At 71.9% G+C, this 17,836-nt stretch carries 14 protein-coding genes; 12 read left to right on the forward strand and 2 right to left on the reverse strand.

The genetic code is table 11. The features are described from left to right. Window positions 1–94: 94 nt before the first annotated feature. Window positions 95–3,898: a S8 family peptidase gene (locus tag ACZ5PB_RS03060; RefSeq protein WP_468687231.1), complete on the reverse strand. Its 3,804-nt coding sequence runs from the start codon at window positions 3,896–3,898 to the stop codon at window positions 95–97. Window positions 3,899–4,084: 186 nt separating this feature from the next. On the opposite strand from ACZ5PB_RS03060, the gene ACZ5PB_RS03065 reads away from it, so the two are divergent. Next, window positions 4,085–5,062, forward strand: coding sequence for a helix-turn-helix domain-containing protein (locus ACZ5PB_RS03065; RefSeq protein WP_468688257.1), 978 nt, complete (start codon window positions 4,085–4,087; stop codon window positions 5,060–5,062). A gap of 16 nt (window positions 5,063–5,078) precedes the next feature. Here ACZ5PB_RS03065 and ACZ5PB_RS03070 read toward each other — a convergent pair whose 3' ends face one another. Then, on the reverse strand, window positions 5,079–6,026 hold the full coding sequence (locus ACZ5PB_RS03070; RefSeq protein WP_468687233.1) for a LysR substrate-binding domain-containing protein: 948 nt from the start codon (window positions 6,024–6,026) through the stop codon (window positions 5,079–5,081). 171 nt (window positions 6,027–6,197) lie between these two features. On the opposite strand from ACZ5PB_RS03070, the gene ACZ5PB_RS03075 reads away from it, so the two are divergent. From ACZ5PB_RS03075 to ACZ5PB_RS03125, 11 genes are all read left to right on the forward strand, one after another. Then, window positions 6,198–7,622 carry a 2-hydroxymuconic semialdehyde dehydrogenase gene (locus ACZ5PB_RS03075; protein ID WP_468687235.1) on the forward strand — a complete coding sequence of 475 codons (1,425 nt, stop codon included), beginning with the start codon at window positions 6,198–6,200 and terminating at the stop codon, window positions 7,620–7,622. Next, window positions 7,619–8,449, forward strand: a complete 831-nt coding sequence (locus tag ACZ5PB_RS03080) for a 2-keto-4-pentenoate hydratase (protein ID WP_468687237.1) — start codon at window positions 7,619–7,621, stop codon at window positions 8,447–8,449. Before ACZ5PB_RS03075 ends, ACZ5PB_RS03080 begins: the two co-directional genes overlap by 4 nt. Then, a complete protein-coding gene (locus ACZ5PB_RS03085) occupies window positions 8,446–9,240 on the forward strand; it encodes a 2-keto-4-pentenoate hydratase (RefSeq protein ID WP_468687238.1) in 795 nt (264 codons plus the stop codon). Before ACZ5PB_RS03080 ends, ACZ5PB_RS03085 begins: the two co-directional genes overlap by 4 nt. Further along, complete coding sequence (locus ACZ5PB_RS03090; RefSeq protein ID WP_468687240.1) at window positions 9,237–9,695, forward strand: RidA family protein; 459 nt, start codon at window positions 9,237–9,239, stop codon at window positions 9,693–9,695. Before ACZ5PB_RS03085 ends, ACZ5PB_RS03090 begins: the two co-directional genes overlap by 4 nt. Next, the gene (locus ACZ5PB_RS03095) at window positions 9,692–10,288 is read left to right on the forward strand and encodes a 3-hydroxyanthranilate 3,4-dioxygenase (protein WP_468687242.1); all 597 of its coding nucleotides are present in this window, start codon (window positions 9,692–9,694) and stop codon (window positions 10,286–10,288) included. The genes ACZ5PB_RS03090 and ACZ5PB_RS03095 overlap by 4 nt, the downstream gene beginning before the upstream one ends. Further along, on the forward strand, window positions 10,285–11,361 hold the full coding sequence (locus ACZ5PB_RS03100; RefSeq protein ID WP_468687243.1) for an amidohydrolase family protein: 1,077 nt from the start codon (window positions 10,285–10,287) through the stop codon (window positions 11,359–11,361). Before ACZ5PB_RS03095 ends, ACZ5PB_RS03100 begins: the two co-directional genes overlap by 4 nt. Further along, a complete protein-coding gene (locus ACZ5PB_RS03105; RefSeq protein ID WP_468687245.1) occupies window positions 11,358–12,299 on the forward strand; it encodes an acetaldehyde dehydrogenase (acetylating) in 942 nt (313 codons plus the stop codon). Before ACZ5PB_RS03100 ends, ACZ5PB_RS03105 begins: the two co-directional genes overlap by 4 nt. Continuing rightward, window positions 12,296–13,312 carry a 4-hydroxy-2-oxovalerate aldolase gene (gene dmpG, locus ACZ5PB_RS03110; RefSeq protein WP_468687246.1) on the forward strand — a complete coding sequence of 339 codons (1,017 nt, stop codon included), beginning with the start codon at window positions 12,296–12,298 and terminating at the stop codon, window positions 13,310–13,312. Before ACZ5PB_RS03105 ends, dmpG begins: the two co-directional genes overlap by 4 nt. A 68-nt stretch (window positions 13,313–13,380) precedes the next feature. Beyond that, a complete protein-coding gene (gene kynU / locus ACZ5PB_RS03115) occupies window positions 13,381–14,643 on the forward strand; it encodes a kynureninase (protein WP_468687248.1) in 1,263 nt (420 codons plus the stop codon). A gap of 136 nt (window positions 14,644–14,779) precedes the next feature. Next, entirely contained in the window at window positions 14,780–16,567 is a 1,788-nt protein-coding gene (locus ACZ5PB_RS03120; RefSeq protein WP_468687250.1) for an LVIVD repeat-containing protein, read from the forward strand. A gap of 30 nt (window positions 16,568–16,597) precedes the next feature. After that, window positions 16,598–17,833, forward strand: coding sequence for a branched-chain amino acid ABC transporter substrate-binding protein (locus tag ACZ5PB_RS03125; protein ID WP_468687251.1), 1,236 nt, complete (start codon window positions 16,598–16,600; stop codon window positions 17,831–17,833). Window positions 17,834–17,836 lie beyond the last annotated feature (3 nt).

Genomic DNA, 17,836 nt, shown 5'->3' on the forward strand with positions numbered 1-17,836 from the left:
AGTGGTCCGCCGGACAGACCCACCCCCCACGGGAAGGACGCCCGGCGGACCGATCATGGCCGGCGAATGCCGGTCGTGCGGCTGGCCGTTGTGGCTAGCGCACGTCGTACGCGCGGGTCACGAGCTGGGTGACGGAGGTGCCGTTGGTGTCCGTCAGTTCGGATTTCAGGGTGACTTGCTTGCCGGTGGCACCCGCATGGTCGACGGTGGCCGTCCAACTGGCCCCGGAACCGGCCGTCCTGGCCTCGGTCCAGGTCTTGCCCTCGTCGTACGAGTAGGACAGCTTGGCGGCCTTGATCGCGCCGGGGGTGTAGCCCGCGTGGCCGGTGACGGAGAGGCCGATCTTCTGGCCGTCGCTCGCGGGCAGGGTCTTCAGGCCGTCCTCCGGGAGTGCGTAGCCGGGGAAGAGGACCGGGACCGGGGTGGACGCGGCGCTCTCGTCGAGCTGCGAGGTGAACCGCCAGCTGGTGGTGACGGCGGTCGAGCGCTGCCAGACCTTGGCGTGCGCGCCGATCTTGGTGATGCTCTGGGTGAGTTCGTACGAGCCCCGGTCGGCCGGGACCTCGAAGGCGCCCTTGGGCCACCCTGTCCGGCCGATGACCTCGCCGTCGCGCTTCAGCTCCAGCGAGCCGATGTCGCCGAAGCTGCCCGGGATCGCCCAGTGTTCGCGGTCGCCCCACATCGCGTTCTCGAAGCCGATCCAGTTGCCCTGGCGCTCGGCGACCAGCAGCTGCTTGTCCTGTTCGTCGCGCGGGGCGGTGGGGGCGATGACCCCGCCGTACCAGTTCTCGGTGAGGCGCTGGCCGGTCTTGAACTTCCGGTCGGGGGACACCATCAGCTCACCGAACGGGAAGCTGCTGCCGACATAGCGGCCCCAGGCGGAACCGTCGGCGGAGTACAGCTCGGTGCGGGCACCGGGGACCGGTACCGGGTCCCCGTAGGCGGAGGAGGCGATGGTGTTGCCGCTGGGGCGCAGCGCGAAGACCGTGTCGACGAAGTCGCCCCGTACGCCCATCGCCCGGTGGTCGGACTGGACGGCGGCGAGCTTGCGGTCGGAAGTGGTGTAGGTGCGCGCCGACTTGACCGGGCCCTTCTCCTGGAAGCCGAGGTTGTAGAGGTACGGGGTGCGTGCGGTGGCCTGCCAGTCCAGGGTGACCTTGCCCTGGGCGAGGCGGGACTTGAGGTCCTTGGCCTCTGCGGCGGGTACGGCGAGTACCGGGAGGGCGAGGCTGCCGAATCCGGCGGTCGGGTACCAGGTGCCCGCCGACGGGCGGTGGGCCAGGACGGCGACGGCGCCCTCGGCGAGCGCGTTCCGCGCGACCGTGCCCAGGAAGTTGTCGTCGTCGGGTACTTCGACCAGGGCGACCGCGCCCTTGACGCCCGCCGCCTTGAGCTCGGCCGGGGTGCCCCTGCCCGCGTCGGCGAGCGGGGCGCTGCCCCTGCCGTCGAGGTTGGCGGAACCGACGGTGCCGGCCACGGCGTGCAGGGCGGGACCGCCGGTGACCTTGAGGCTGCTCAGCAGCGGGGCGCCCGCGCGCCAGTAGCTGCCGAACTCGAACTCGCCGTCGTCGGCGCGGCCCTGGACGTCCGCGTAGAAGTCGGCGATGCCCCGGCCGCCGCTGAGGGTGCCGGAGTGGATCCAGGTGTTCTTCCAGGTCCGCTCGAAGGCGAGGGTGGTGTTGCGGGTCTCGGTGGGGCGGTCGGTGCGGATGCTCAGCTTGTGCGCCTTGCGCGCGTCGAGGACGACGGTGGTGTCCTTCTTGACCTCAAGCTGGGGGTGGCCCAGGTAGCTGAGCGACCGGTAGGCCCTGCCCGTGGCGTCGGACGGGTCGGGGGTGGCGACGTAGGCGGAGAGGAAGTACGCGCCGGGGCGGACCTCGTAACGCTGCTCCGCGGCACCGTTGTTGGGACGGCTCTCGCCCGAGTCGTCGTCGGTGCCGATCACGTCGAGGGAGCTGGCGCCCCTGGCGGGCTTGCCCTCGCGGTCGATCACCTTGACCCGCAGGGTGACGGTCTCGGCCTGTACGTACAGGGAGAACGGGGTGGCGACGCTGACGCCGCCGCGTGCCGTGGCCAGGACGCGGCCGGTGACGTCGCCGTACTGGGCGCGGTCCAGCCGGGCGGCCGGGTCGAGCGTCAGGGGCACGGTGACCGTGGATCCGGCGGGCACCGTGACGCGGTTCTTGCCCAGCTCGGCGATCCTGGAGCGGATGGCGGAGCCGTCGTTGCCGGTGGGCTGCTGGACCTTGAGGTCCAGGGTGACCGGCTTGTCACCGGTGTTGGTGTACGGCAGGTCGACGGTGGTGCGGTCGCTGCTGTGCTGGGGCCAGTCGAAGGTGCCGCCCTGTACGGCGGGGGCGCCGGTGACCTTGGCGTCGAGCGCCGCCTTGACGTCGAGGCGGCCGCCGCCGGTCTGGCGTACGTCGCCGGGGACCTGCTTGGCGGCGGAGACCAGGGTCGCCTTGATCTGCTGGGCGGACCAGTCGGGGTGGGCCTGCTTGAGGATGGCTGCCGCGCCGGCGACGTGCGGCGTCGCCATCGACGTACCGGACATGGAGCGGTACGCCTGGGTGCCGCGCCCGCCTGCCGAGGCGGCGGAGATGGCCACGCCGGGGGCGGCGATCTCGGGCTTGAGGGTGTGGGTGGTGACGTTGGGGCCCCGGCTGGAGAACTGGGCGGTGGTGTCGTCGCGGTCGACGGCGCCGACGGTGAGGACGCCGGGGGCGCAACCGGGCGAGGAGAGGGAGTTGTTGCGCGGGCCCTCGTTGCCTGCGGCCACCACGAACAGGGTGTCCTTGCTCTTGGCGAGCTCCTCGGCGGCGACGCTGAGCGGGTCGGTGCAGTCGCCCGCTCCCGCGCCCAGGCTCATGGAGACGACGTCGGCCTTCTGCGCGACCGCCCACTCCATGCCCGCGATGATCCACGACTCGGCGCCCTGGCCCTGGTCGTTGAGGACCTTGCCGTTGAGGAGTTCGGTGCCGGGGGCGACGCCCTTCTTCTTGCCGCCGCCGGCCGCGCCGCTGCCGCCGACGGTGGAGGCGGTGTGGGTGCCGTGCCCCTGGGCGTCGGCCTCGGAGCCCGAGTCGGTGAAGTTCTGGGCGGCCACGACCCGGCCCTTGAGGTCGGGGTGCTCGGTGTCGGCGCCGGTGTCCAGGACGGCGACCTTGGTGCCCTTGCCGTCGAATCCGGCGGCCCACGCTTCGGGCGCCCTGACCTGCTTGGTCGACCGGTCCAGGGTAGCGGTGACCTTGCGGTCCAGCCACAGCTTGGTGAGGTCGGAGGCGGAGCGCGAGCGGGTGTCGCTGATGTCCGCCCAGAAGTCGGCGGCCTTGGCCTTGTCCGCCTTGAGCGCGACACCGCCGACGGGGGCGAGGACCGCGCCCCGGGTGGCGGCGCGCGGGGTGGCGGGCAGCGCGCGGGCAACGTTCACGGACTTGTCGTACACGGCGATCAGGGGCAGGGACTTGCTGTGCGCGTCGTCGTACCCCTGCCGGATCAGGCCGGTGACGTTGAAGAGTTCGCGGTCGACGCGGCCGGTGGCCAGGGCGGCGGACGCGGACTCGGGAATGACGTAGAGGTCCGGCTTTCCGCTCGTGCCCTTGGCCGAGGTACGGGTCTGCACGAGCGGCACCGTACCGTCCGGGCGGGGCAGCGCGCTCGCCGCGTCCGGGCCCGAACCCCCTTGCCGTACAAGGACCTTGTCACCGGTCACGAGAGTGACGACGACGGCGCGCGACTGCTGCTCGCCGGCCTTGTCGCTCCCGGCGATCGGCCGCTTCGCGGTGGCCGGGTCCGTGGGCGCGGGCGCCGCCACGGACGGGGTCACCGCGGTGGCGGCGAGGACCGCGGCGGTGGCCGCCCCCAACGCCGTACGCGATATGCGCGATCTCGGACGCATGCTGCTCCCCAAGTCGGTTCGGCACACGGGTTGGTGGCCGGTGGCGACACAGTGGCAGAGGGGCGGGGGGTGCGGGGATGATGTTCTGAGGCGGGTTTGTGCCGTGGCTCTTTCCCGCCACCCGTGTGGTCGGTGTGGTTCGTGTGGCGTGGTGAATGCGCTGGTGTGTGAGGGGTGAGCGTCGAGGTGCTGGGTGCGATAGGGCTGGACGAGGCGCAGGAGGCGGCCTACCGGACGCTCGTCTCGGTCGGGGCGGCCGAGGTGTCCGACCTGGCGCACCGGCTGTCCGCGGGCGAGGCGGAGACGGAGCGGGCGTTGCGCCGGCTGGAGCGGCAGGGGCTGGCCGCGAAGTCGTCTTCGGGTACGCGGTGGGTGGCGGCGCCGCCGGGGGTGGCGCTCGGCGCGCTCCTCACCCAGCAGCGCCACGAGCTGGAGCAGGCGGAACTGGCGGCGGTGCTGCTGGCGGAGGAGTACCGGGCGGAGGCCTCGGAACCGGCGGTGCACGACCTGGTGGAGGTGGTGACGGGGGCGAGTGCGGTGGCGCACCGGTTCGCGCAGCTGCAGCTGGGCGCGACGGAGGAGGTGTGCGCGCTGGTCACCGGGCAGCCGGTGGCCGTCACCGGCTTGGACAACGTGGCCGAGGAGCGTGCGGCGGAGCGCGGCGTGCTGTACCGGGTGGTCCTGGAGCGGGAGGTGCTGACGCTGCCGAGGGGCATGGTGGAGCTGACCGCGGCACTGAGCCGCGACGAACAGGTCCGGGTGGTCGACCGCGTCCCGACCAAACTCGTCGTCGCCGACCGTGCACTGGCCATGGTCCCGCTGACCGGCCGGGACGCGGAGCCCGCGGCACTGGTGGTGCACGCGAGCGGCCTGCTGGAGTCCCTGATGGGCCTCTTCGAGGCGGTGTGGCGCGAGGCCCGCCCGGTCCGGCTGGGGCTCACGAAGGGCGACTTCGTGGAGGAGCACGACGCACCGGACGAGCTGGACCTGCGGATCCTGTCGCTGCTGCTGGCGGGCCTGACGGACGCCAGCGTGGCGAAGCAGTTGGAGCTGGGGCTGCGGACGGTGCAGCGGAGGGTGAAGAGGCTGATGGAGGTGGCGGGGGTGGGCACGAGGTTGCAGCTGGGGTGGCATGCGTATGAGAGGGGGTGGGTGGCGAGGTAGGGCGGGTGGGTCCAGGTCAGAGGGCCGGGCTGGTACGGGGGTTCAGGGTTGCGCGTAGTTCCGCCGCCTCGTGGGTCAGGTGGGACAGGAGGGCTACCAGCGCCGGGGTGCGGATGCGGCAGGCGGCTTCGGTCGTGCCCACCGTGCGGCCCACCGAGGGGAGTTCGACCGGGAGGGCGGCCAGGCGGTCGTCGTCGCGCAGGATCAGCTCCGGGAGCGCGGCGACCATGTCGGTGGTCAGGAGCAGGGCGCGCATGGTCAGGATGGACGTGCATTCCACCCGGTTCGCGGGCAGTGCCAGGCCCTGGGACTCGAAGACGGCGGCGAGTTCCTGGCGGAGCGCGGTCTGTTCGAGGGGGAGGATCCAGGGGTGGCCGACCGTGTCGGCGAGGGTGGTCGCCGGGCCGCGCAGGAGCGGGTGGCCGGTGCGGACGGCGAGGCGGATCGGTTCGCGGTAGAGGGCGCGCTGGCGGATGCGGCCCGGTTCCGGGGCGGGGCCGACCCGGCCGACGATGACGTCGAGTTCGCCGGTGAGCAGCGCCGGGTGCAGCAGGTCGAAGGTGCCCTCGCGGACGATGACGGTCAGTTGCGGGCGTTCCGCCTTCAGCCGCGCGACGGCGCGCGGCAGCAGCAGGTTCGCCCCCGCCAGGAGGGTGCCGACGGTGACCGTGCCCGCCTGGCCCTCCCGCAGGCCGGTCAGGTGGTCGCCGGCCCGGCGGACCTCCGCGATGACCGCACGGGCGTGACCGACGAGGGCCTCCCCGTACACCGTCGGGCGCATTCCGCGCGGCTCGCGGTGGAAGAGCTCCACGTCGGCGAGTTTCTCCAGCTCGCGCAGGGTGCGGGTGGCGGCCGGCTGGGTCAGGTGGAGTGATTCGGCGGCCCTGACGACACTGCCGTGTTCGGCGATCGCTGCGAGCAGGGTCAGATGGCGGAATTTCAACCGTCCGTCGAGCAGGTCCATCGGGAACGACTCCTCACACGAGCAGGCCCTATACCCGGATCGGTATGGCGGCTCCCCGTTCCGGCATTGGCTGGGCATGGCTGGGCGGCCTCATGATGCACAGGGGCGGAACAAGACACCAGGGTCCGGACCGGATCGGGTGCTTCTGCCGTGAAAAGGGAGGTCTACGAGGTGAGTTCGCCGGTACGGCATTACACGGGTGGCCGATTCCACACCACGGGCGAGCCGTTCCCGCTGATCGATCCGGTGGACGGCCGGACCGTCGGCACGGTCCCGGACGCGGACCGGGCGACGGTGGACGCGGCGGTACGGGCGGCCCGCGAGGCACTGTCCGGGCCGTGGGCGTCGTACACCGCCGCCGACCGTTCCCGGCTGCTGCACGCCGTCGCCGACGGCATCGAGGCCCGCTTCGAGGAGTTCGTCGCGGCGGAGTGCTCCGACACCGGCAAGCCGCGCGAGCTGGCCGCCGCCGTGGACGTACCGCGCGGCATCGCCAACTTCCGTGCCTACGCCGACCTTTCGGCGTCCCGGAGCGAGCAGTCCTGGCACACCGAGACCCCGGACGGGCGGGGCGCGCTCAACTACACCGTGCACAAGCCGCTCGGTGTCGTCGCGGTGGTCGCCCCGTGGAACCTGCCGCTGCTCCTGCTGACCTGGAAGGTCGCCCCGGCCCTCGCGATGGGCAACACCGTCGTCGCCAAACCCTCCGAACTCACCCCGTCCACCGCCCACTTGCTCGCCGAGGTGATCGACGCCGCCGGACTGCCCGCCGGGGTGTTCAACCTGGTGCACGGGTACGGCGCCGACGCTGCCGGGGCCTGGCTGACCGCGCACCCGGGCGTGGACGCCATCGCCTTCACCGGCGAATCCCGTACCGGCAGCGCGATCATGCGGGCAGCTTCCGATCAACTCACCCCGGTCTCCTTCGAGTTGGGCGGCAAGAACGCCGGTCTTGTCTTCGCGGACGCCGACCTGGAGGAGGCGGTGGCGGGGACGCTGCGGTCGTCCTTCACCAACAGCGGCCAGGTGTGCCTGTGCACCGAGCGGGTGTACGTCGAGCGGCCCGCGTTCGAGGAGTTCACGGCGGCGCTGGCACGGGGCGCCGAGCAGGTGACGTACGGCCCGATGGTGTCGGCCGAGCACCGCGACAAGGTGCTCGGATATCTGGGGCGGGCCGCCGTCGACGGGAAGGTACTGGCGGGCGGCGGGGCGCCGGAGTTCGGCGATGCGCGGGACGGCGGGTTCTGGGTGCGGCCGACCGTGCTCAGCGGGCTGCCCGAGGACCATCCGGCGGTACGGGAGGAGATCTTCGGGCCGGTGGTGCACGTGGCCCCCTTCGACACCGAGGAGGAGGCGATCGGACTCGCGAACGCCGGACCGTACGGGCTGGCCGCCACCGTCTGGACCCGTGACCTCGCCCGCGCCCACCGGGTGGCGCCCAGGCTGGACGTCGGGATCGCCTGGGTCAACACCTGGAACCTGCGGGACCTTCGGACCCCGTTCGGGGGCGTGAAGGCCTCCGGGATCGGCCGCGAGGGCGGCCACCACTCCCTCGACTTCTTCTCCGAGCCGATGAATGTGTGCGTGAAGCTATGAGCTCTCCGGAATCCACGAATGCCGTCGGCAGGGCCGTGACCGAGGCCGCCGATCTGCTCGACGAGGCCTGTCGCAGTGGCGTGCCGATCGCCCCCGTACGGGAGCTGCTGCCCGCGGGTGACGTGTCCGCCGCGTACGCCGTGCAGAACTTGCGGACCGAGCGCAGGCTCGCGGCGGGCCGCCGCATCACCGGCTGGAAGGTCGGCCTGACCTCCGTCGCCGTACAGCGCCAACTGGGCGTCGACTCACCGGACTTCGGCGCCCTCTTCGACGACACCGCGGTGCTGGACGGCGACGAGATCCCGTTCGGTACGGTCCTCCAGCCGCGCGCCGAGGTGGAGGTGGCCCTGGTACTGGGCGCGGACCTTGACCACGAGCGGCACACGGTGGCCGACCTCGTGCGGGCCACCGAGTTCGCGCTGCCCGCGATCGAGGTGGTCGGCAGCCGGATCCGCGACTGGGACATCACCCTCGTGGACACGGTCGCCGACAACGCGTCGAGCGGCGTGTACGTCCTGGGCACCCGGCCCGTCACCCTGGACGCCCTCGACCTGCGGACGGCGGGCGCGGTCCTGGAGCGGCGCGGCGAGCCCGTTTCGGTCGGTGCAGGGGCCTCCTGCCTGGGCAATCCGCTGCACGCCGCGCTGTGGCTGGCGGACACCCTGGCCGGGCTGGGGCGGCCGCTGCGGGCCGGTGACACGGTGCTGACCGGGGCGCTGGGGCCGGTGGTGCCCGTGGCGCCGGGCGATGTGCTGGAGGCACGGATCGACGGACTGGGTTCGGTACGGGCGGCCTTCGCGGCGTCCGGCGAGGAGGGCACGGCATGAACGAGGCACTGCTCAAGGAGTGCGCCGCCACACTCGACGAGGCTGCGCTGCACCGCAGCCCGCTGCGCGGCGGCAGCACCGGAATCGGCGAGGTCGCCGACGCGTACGCCGTCCAAAATGCCCTGGTGGCACGGCGGTTGGCGCGCGGCGAGCGGCTCACCGGATTCAAGCTGGGCTTCACCAGTGCGGCCAAGATGCGCCAGATGGGGGTGCACGACCTCATCCACGGCCGGATCACCGACCGGATGCGCATCGCCGACGGCGGCACCCTCGACACGGGGACGCTGATCCACCCCCGGGTGGAGCCCGAGGTGGCGTTCCTGCTGGGCGGGCCGCTGCTGCCCGGCGACGGGGACCCCCTGTCGGCGGTGGCGGCGGTCGCGCCCGCCCTGGAGGTCATCGACTCGCGGTACGACGGCTTCACCTTCTCGCTCCCGGAGGTCGTCGCGGACAACACCTCGGCCGCCGGTTACTGCGTGGGCGCCTGGCGCACCCCCGTCGAACTCGGCAACCTGGGCGTCCTGCTGGAGCTCGACGGACGTCTCGTCGAGGCGGGTTCCACCGCCGCGATCCTCGGTCATCCGCTGCGCGCCCTGGCCGCCGCCGCCCGGCTGGCCGCCGCGAGCGGGGTGCGGCTGGAGGCGGGGACGGTGATCCTCGCGGGCGCCGCCACCGCGGCCGTACCGCTCGCGCCCGGCGTGCACGTACGCGCCACGGTCGCGGGGCTGGGCACGGTCGGTTTCGGCACCGCGGCGAACGCGGCCGCCTCCGCGGCGGAGGCCACCGCATGATCGTCGAAGGAGCCGCGGTCCCCCGTGGCCGCTTCCCGCACCTGCGGCGCGCCGGTGACCTGGTCTTCGTTTCCGGTACGAGTTCCCGGCGGCCGGACGGCACCTTCGCCGGGGCCCGGGTCGACCCGATGGGCGTCACCGACCTCGACGTCCGCGAGCAGACCCGTGCCGTGCTCGACAACATCGGTCGGCTGCTCGCCGCCGCCGGCGGTGGTCTGCGCGACCTGGTGTCCGTCACCACCTACCTGGTGAACATGAACGACTTCGGCGGCTACAACGACGTCTACGCCGAGTACTTCGACGAGAGCGGCCCGGCCCGCACCACCGTCGCCGTCCACCAGCTCCCGCATCCGCAGCTGCTGATCGAGATCAGCGCGGTCGCCCATCTGCCCCTCTCCCCCGCGCTCCCCTCCCCCGAACCCCTCTCCCCCCAGCACGAGGAGACCCCCGCATGAGCAAGAGGCCCCTGCCCGCTCCGTTCAACTTCCAGAACTGGATCGAGGAGCACCAGCACCTGCTGAAGCCGCCGGTCGGCAACGTCCAGGTCTGGCAGGACGCGGACCTGATGGTCACCGTCGTCGGCGGCCCCAACCGGCGCACCGACTTCCACGACGACCCCATCGAGGAGTTCTTCTACCAGCTCAAGGGCAACATGGTGCTCCGGGTGGTGGAGGAGGACGGCGAGCCGCCGCGCGACATCCACATCCGCGAGGGCGACGTCTTCCTGGCCCCGGCGCATCTGCGCCACTCACCGCAGCGCCCCGAGCCGGGCAGCATCGGTCTGGTCGTCGAATTCGCCCGCCCCGAGGGGCAGTTGGACGCCTTCGAGTGGTACTGCATGAACTGCCACCGGCTGGTGCACCGCAGCGAGCTCCAGCTGAAGTCGATCGTCGACGACCTGCCGCCGGTCTTCGACGCCTTCTACGGTGACGAGTCGGCCCGCACCTGCCCGCACTGCGCCGCCGTGCACCCCGGCAAGGACTGGCCGGACGCCCTGCGCCCGAGCACCACGCTTCCGAGCACGCCCGCTCCCGAAGAGCGCGCATGACCGCCCCGCACGGCGCCTCGCCCGTCGTCGACGTCCACGCCCATGTCTTCCCCCGCCTCTCCCGCGCCGAGTCCCGGCTGCTCCAGGACTCCGAGGGTCCGTGGCTGCGCACCGACGCCGACGGGGTCGACGAGGCCGGCCGGGGCATGATGATGCGCGGCTCGCAGGAGTACCGCCCGGTGAGCCGCACCCTCTGGGACCCGGTGGCCCGGATTGCCGACCTCGACCGGCACGGCGTGGACGTCCAGGTGCTCTCCAGCACTCCGCTGCTCTTCGGTTACGACGCCGATCCGGTGCGGGCCGCCGACTGGTGCGCGATGGTCAACTCGCGGATTCTGGAGTTCAGTTCGTACGCTCCCGACCGGCTCGCCCCGCTCTGCCAGGTGCCGCTCCAGGACACCGAGGCCGCCTGCGCCCAGGTCACGGAGGCCATGCGGCAGGGCTTCCACGGCGTGCACATCGGCAACCACATCGGTGAGCGCGACCTCGACGACGGTGCGGTGATCGAGTTCCTGACGCACTGCGCGCACGAGAACGCCGCCGTGCTCGTCCACCCGTGGGACCTGCCCGCCGGGCCGCGCATCGAGCGGTACATGCTCCAGTGGCTGGTGGGGATGGCGGCCGAGACGCATCTGACGATCCTGTCGATGATGCTGTCGGGCACCTTCGAGCAACTCCCCGCATCCCTGCGGCTGTTGTTCGCGCACGGCGGCGGCAGCTTCCCGTACCTGCTCGGCCGGGCCGACAACGCGTGGCACCGGCGGGATCTGGTCCGGGCGGACAGTCCGCGCCCGCCGTCGGCGTACACCGGCCGGTTCAGTGTCGACTCGGCCGTCTTCGACCAGCGGGCGCTGGAGCTGCTGGTACGGGTGATGGGGGCGGGGCAGGTGCTGCTCGGGTCCGACCATCCGTTCCCGCTGGGCGAGGCCGAGATCGGCCGGCTCGTCCGGGAGAGCGCGCTGACCGAGGAGGAGAAGGACGCGGTACTCGGCGGGAACGCCCTGCGCTTCTTCGCCCTCGACAAGGCCCGCGCGAGCGGTCGCGCGGCGGCCCGGAGCGAGGTGGCGCGATGACCGTACGACCGCTGAAGGCGGCAGTGATCGGTTCCGGCAACATCGGCACCGACCTCCTCATCAAGATCCTCCGGGGCTCGGGCCCCGTCACCGCCGCCGCCATGATCGGCATCGACCCCGGGTCCGACGGGCTGGCCCGCGCCGCCCGGCTCGGTGTCCCCACCAGCGCGGACGGCGTCCAGGGGCTCATCGCGCTCGACGGCTTCGACGGGATCGACGTCGTCTTCGACGCCACCTCGGCCGCCGCCCACCACCGCAACGCCGCCGCCCTGGCCCCCTACGGCAAGCGGCTGATCGACCTGACCCCGGCGGCCATCGGCCCCTATGTCGTGCCTCCGGTGAACCTCGACGCCCAGTTGGACGCGCCGAACCTCAACATGGTGACGTGCGGCGGGCAGGCCACCGTGCCGGTCGTCGCCGCCGTCTCCGCAGTCACCCCGGTCGCCTACGCGGAGATCGTCGCGTCAATCTCCTCGCGCTCGGCGGGACCGGGGACCCGGGCGAACATCGACGAGTTCACCGAGACCACCGCGCGGGCGCTGGAGCAGGTCGGCGGTGCGGCGCGCGGCAAGGCGATCATCGTGCTCAATCCGGCCGAGCCGCCGCTGCTGATGCGCGACACCGTGCACTGCGTGAGCGGAGACTGCGACACCGGTGCGGTCGCCGCGTCAGTGCGGGCGATGACGGAGCGGGTCGCCGCGTACGTACCCGGCTACCGGCTGAAGCAGGAGCCGCAGTTCCGGAAGCTGGCGGCGGGTGACCCGCTCGCCGAACTGGCCGGGCTCGGCGCCACCGGCGGGGTGCTGACCTCGGTGTTCCTGGAGGTGGAGGGCGCCGCCCACTACCTCCCCGCGTACGCCGGGAACCTCGACATCATGACGTCCGCCGCGCTGCGCACCGCCGAGCGGCTGGCCACCACAGCGGGGAGTGCGGCATGACGCGCGTGTACGTCCAGGACGTCACCCTCCGGGACGGCATGCACGCCGTCTCCCACCGCTACACCCTCGACCAGGTCCGCTCCATCGCCGCCGCGCTCGACGCGGCGGGTGTGGACGCCGTCGAGGTGGCCCACGGGGACGGCCTGTCCGGTGCCTCCGTGACCTACGGGCCTGGGGCGCACACCGACTGGGAGTGGCTGGAGGCGGCCGCCTCGGTGCTGACCCGGGCGAAGCTGACGACCCTGCTGCTGCCGGGCATCGGCACCGCCGCCGACCTGCGCCGCGCGCACGCGCTGGGCGTGACGTCGATCCGGGTCGCCACGCACTGCACCGAGGCCGACGTCTCCGCCCAGCACATCGCGCTGGCTAGGGAGCTGGGGATGGATGTCTCCGGCTTCCTGATGATGTCGCACATGGCACCGCCCGCCGAACTGGCCGCCCAGGCACGCCTGATGGAGTCGTACGGCGCACACTGCGTGTACGTCACCGACTCGGGCGGCCGACTGACGATGGACGGGGTGCGGGAGCGGGTGCGCGCGTACCGCGACGTACTCGACCCGGGCACCCAGATCGGCATCCACGCCCACCACAACCTCGCCCTAGGCGTCGCCAACAGCGTCGTCGCCGTCGAGGCGGGGGCCCACCGGGTGGACGCCTCGCTGGCCGGGCAGGGCGCGGGGGCCGGGAACGCCCCGCTGGAGCCGTTCGTCGCGGTCATGGAGCTGATGGGCTGGGAGCACGGCTGCGACCTGTTCCCGCTGATGGACGCGGCCGAGGAGCTCGTACGGCCGACCCAGGACCGTCCGGTACGGGTGGACAGGGAGACCCTCACCCTCGGGTACGCCGGGGTGTACTCCAGCTTCCTGCGGCACGCGGAGGCGACCGCCGCCCGGTACGGGCTGGACACCCGGGCCCTGCTGGTGGAGGCGGGGGCGCGCGGGATGGTCGGCGGCCAGGAGGACCTGCTGACCGACATCGCCCTGGACCTCGTACAGCAACGGAGTCCCGTATGAATCCCGCCGGCACGAACCCCGTCGGCACGAACCCCGCCCGTGTGAACCCCGAAGGAGGGCGTCAACCCATGGACATTGACGAGCAGTTGAAGGAACTCACCGTGCGCGCCGAGGCGCTCGACGCGGCCGATCCGCTCGCCGGGGTACGGGAGCGGTTCCTGCTGCCGGAGGGCGTCGTCTACCTCGACGGCAACTCGCTGGGCGCGCTGCCCGCCGCCGTGCCCGCCGTGGTCGAGGACGCGGTACGCCGCCAGTGGGGCACCGACCTGATCCGGTCGTGGAACGACAACGACTGGTGGGACGCCCCGCTGCGGGTCGGCGACACCGTCGGCAAACTGGTCGGCGCGGCGCCCGGGCAGGTCGTGGTCGGCGGCGACTCGACGAGTGTGCAGCTCTACAACGCGCTGGTCGCGGCCGTCCGGCTGCGGCCGGGGCGCAGTCTGCTGCTGACCGACCCGGACCACTTCCCCACCGACCAGTACATCGCCGACTCGGTGGCCCGGCTGCTCGGCGTCGAGGTGCGGCGGGTGCCGGCCCGCGAGGTGCGGTCGGTGCTCGCCTCCGAGGGCTTCGACGTGGCGGTGGCCGCGTACGCACCGGTCGACTACCGGACCGGCGAGGCGTACGACATGGCGGCGATCACCTCGGCGGCCCACGAGGCGGGTGCGGTGATGGTGTGGGACCTGTGCCACGCGGCGGGCGCCCTCGACATCCAACTCGACGCGATCGGGGCCGACTTCGCGGTGGGCTGCGGCTACAAGTACCTCTCGGGCGGGCCCGGCGCCCCGGCGTTCCTGTACGTCGCCGAACGCCATCAGGCCTCCTTCGACCAGCCGCTCACCGGATGGCACGGGCACGCCGACCCGTTCGGCATGCACGGTACGTACACCCCGGCACCGGGCATCGGCCGGGCCCGGATCTCCACTCCGCCACTGCTGTCGCTGCTCGCCCTGGAGGCGGCGCTCACCGCGTACGACGGGGTGGCGATGGCGGACGTCCGGGTGAAGGGGCTCGCGCTGACCGGGTTCTTCCAGGAGTGCGCGGACGCGCTCCTGGACGGGTTCGGCTTCACGGCGGCGACGCCGCGCGAGGCCGAACGCCGGGGCAGCCAGGTGGCGTTGCGGCACCCGGAGGCGTACCCGCTGATCGCGGCGCTCGTCGCGCGCGGTGTGATCGGCGACATGCGGGCGCCGGACCTGCTGCGGTTCGGGGTCAACCCGCTCTATGTCTCGTACGGCGATGTCCTTTGCTGTGTACGGCAGTTGAGGGAGATCGTCAGCACCGGCGAGCACCGTGATGCGCGCTTCCAGCGGAGCAGCACGGTGACCTGAGCCGACCGGCCCACCCCCTTCCACCCCCGCTCCCTGTCACGGGGAGGCGGCACCCCGCCCCTCCCCCGGCACCGCACACCCCCGCGCCGCCCCTTTCCTCCGCATATGCACCTCCTGTTCCCGGAAGGACCGCCACATGCGCACCGCCCGTCCCACCTTCACGAGGCCCGCCCCCGTCCGGGTCGCGCTGGCCGCGACCGCCGTCGCAGCCGTCACCGCGACCCTCCTCGTACCGACGCCGGGCGAGGCGGTGGCCGCCGCTCCCGCCGATCCGGACATCCCCACCGTGTGCGAGGACCGCCGCCCGGACCCGGTGGACCCCGGGTCGTACGGCATGCAGCTCGACAGGACCTTCCTGCACCCCGCCCTCACCCCGCTCGACGAGGAGCACCCGCACCCCTTCCCGGGGCGCGGCGAGAAGTACGACACGAAGTCGTACAGCAAGAACATGAAGGTCGAAGCGGCCTACGAGGGCGCCGAGTTCACCCCGGACTACTTTCACACCTGGCAGAACATCGTCGACTTCGACGGCCGCCGCTACCTCTTCCAGTACGACCGCTCCGAGGCCCGGGTCTACGACGTGACCGACGTGAAGAAGGTCAAGGTCGTCGAGAAGCTGACCCGCGCCGACGTCGACGGCGACGAGTCGAGGGCGAGCAGGGACTGGGCGGCCGGGGACTACTGGGGCGGGTCGACCATCCAGTGGAACAAGAAGCTCAAGGCCTATGTGATGGTGGTGAGTTTCGAGGACAAGCGGCAGATCAGCGAGCTCAGCGACGAGCCGGGGCACGACAAGTACTCCAACCCGGAGGGCGTCGCGAAGCTGCGCGCCAAGAAGGGACTGAAGGGCTTCAAGGTCTACCGCCTGGACGGGCCGCGCAAGAAGGACTGGAAGCTGCTGTCGACGGTCTCGACGGACTCCACCCAGCGCGATCCGCTGAACAGCGACCTCAACAAGCCGCAGCAGGGCTCGGGTTCGCTGGACGTGCCGTACTGGACGGGCGGGAAGTACATGTTCCTGGCGGTCGCCCCCAACGACACCTACTCCGGCAACGAGTACCCGACCAACCTGCACTCGGCCGGCTACCAGTCCTGGGACATGTCCGACCCGGCGCACCCGAAGCTGCTGGACACCTGGCACCTGCCGGGTCAGGTGACCGGCGAAACGGCGGCGTACCGGAAGAACCCCCGCTGCGGGAACCGGACCAGCTGGCTGGGCGCGCGGATGCCGCTGTTCATCCCCAAGTCACCGGAGCAGGGCGGCCGTTACGCGTTCGCGGTGCAGGGCGGACTCGGACTGACGGTCCTGGACATCTCGAACCCGGCGAAGATGCGGACGGTCGGGCACCTGGACCTGCCGCCGTCGGTGGCGGGCACCGAGGGCGACAACATCGACGTCTCGCAGTACGAGAAGACCGGCATGGTCTACGTCTCGGGCTATCCGCTCACCGAGGACTGCTACGAGCCGTACAAGGAGATCTTCCAGGTCGACGCGAAGGACCCGGCGCATCCGCGCATCGTCGGCCGGCTCCCCCGCCCCACCCCGCCGAAGTCCTCGGGGATCACGGACTTCTGCCAGCGGCGCGGCAGCTTCGGCCCCAAGCGCACCGGCTACTACACCAACCCGGGCAGCCACGACGCGGGCGTACTGGGCTACGGCTTCTACAACGCGGGCGTGCAGTTCTTCGACGTGTCCAAGCCCGCGAAGCCGGAGATCGAGGCGTACTTCGTGCCGAAGGCGTACGGCAAGGACACCCCGGACTACGCCTACGGCAACCAGACGCACGGCGTGTACGTCGAGTGGGACCGCAACATCGCCTGGGCGCTGACCAACCACGGCATCTACGCGCTGTCCGCGCCGAAGGTGCTGGGCAAGCCGAACCTCGGGCGGCCGGACGCCCCCTTCCGCAACAGCCAGCCGTAACCCACCCTCCTCGGACAAGGATCAACTCCCATGCGCAGAAGCACTGTTGCCATGCCCGCGCTCGCCCTCTGTGCCACTCTCCTGGTGTCCGCCTGCGGCACCCGCTCGAACGGCGGGGCGGCCACCGGCGCGTCCGGCACGGAGACCACCGTCGTCATCGGCTTCGACGGCCCGCTGACCGGCGACCTGTCCGCGCTCGCCATCGGCGCGAAGAACGCGGCGCAGCTCGCCGTCGACCAGGCCAACAAGTCCAAGGCCGTGCCGGGGGTGAAGTTCGCCCTGAAGTCACTGGACGACCAGGGCCAGCCCGGCACGGGCCAGCAGAACGCCACCGTGCTCACCGGCGACAAGCAGGTGCTCGGCGTGGTCGGCCCGCTGAACTCCGGCGTCGCCAAGTCCATGCAGATGATCTTCGAGCAGGCGAAGCTGGCCGTGGTCTCCCCCGCGACCACCAGCCCCGGCCTCACCCAGGGCGACAACTGGGCGAAGGGCACCAAGGAGCGCCGCTTCAAGACGTACTTCCGCACCGCGACGACCGACGCCGTGCAGGGCCCCTTCGCCGCCCAGCACCTGCACGACACCCTCAAGTTGACGAAGGTCTTCGTCGTCGACGACAAGAAGGCGTACGGGGCGGGCCTGGCTGCCACCTTCACCGACGAGTTCAAGAAGCGCGGCGGCAAGGTGACCGGCACCGATCAGATCAACTCGGGCGAGAAGGACTTCTCCTCGGTGATCAACAAGATCAAGGGCTCGGGCGCCCAGTTCGTCTACTACGGCGGCGAGTACCCGGACGCGGGCCCGCTGACCGGCCAGCTGAAGAAGGCGGGCGTGAAGATCCCGCTGGTCGGCGGCGACGGCATCTCGGACGCCAACTTCGTGAAGCTCGCGGGCGGCGGCGCGACCGGCGACTACTGCACGACGGTCGGCGCGCCCCTCGAAGAGGGCGCGGCGGGCAAGGCCTTCGCCACGGCCTACAAGGCGGCGGACTTCAAGGACCCGTACGGCGCCTACGGCGGATACGCGCACGACTCGGCGACCACGCTGATCGAGGCCGTGAAGGCGGTGGTGGCCGCGAACGGCGGCAGGCTGCCGTCCGACGCCCGCGCGAAGGTCACCGAGGCGGTGCAGAAGGTCGCGTTCGACGGGGTGACCGGCAAGGTCTCCTTCGACGAGTTCGGCGACACCACCAACAAGCAGTTGACGGTCAATCAGGTCAAGGGCGGCGCGTGGGCGCCGGTCACCAGCAGCACCTTCACCGAGAAGTAGCCA

This window comes from Streptomyces sp. NPDC032721 (assembly GCF_055579625.1).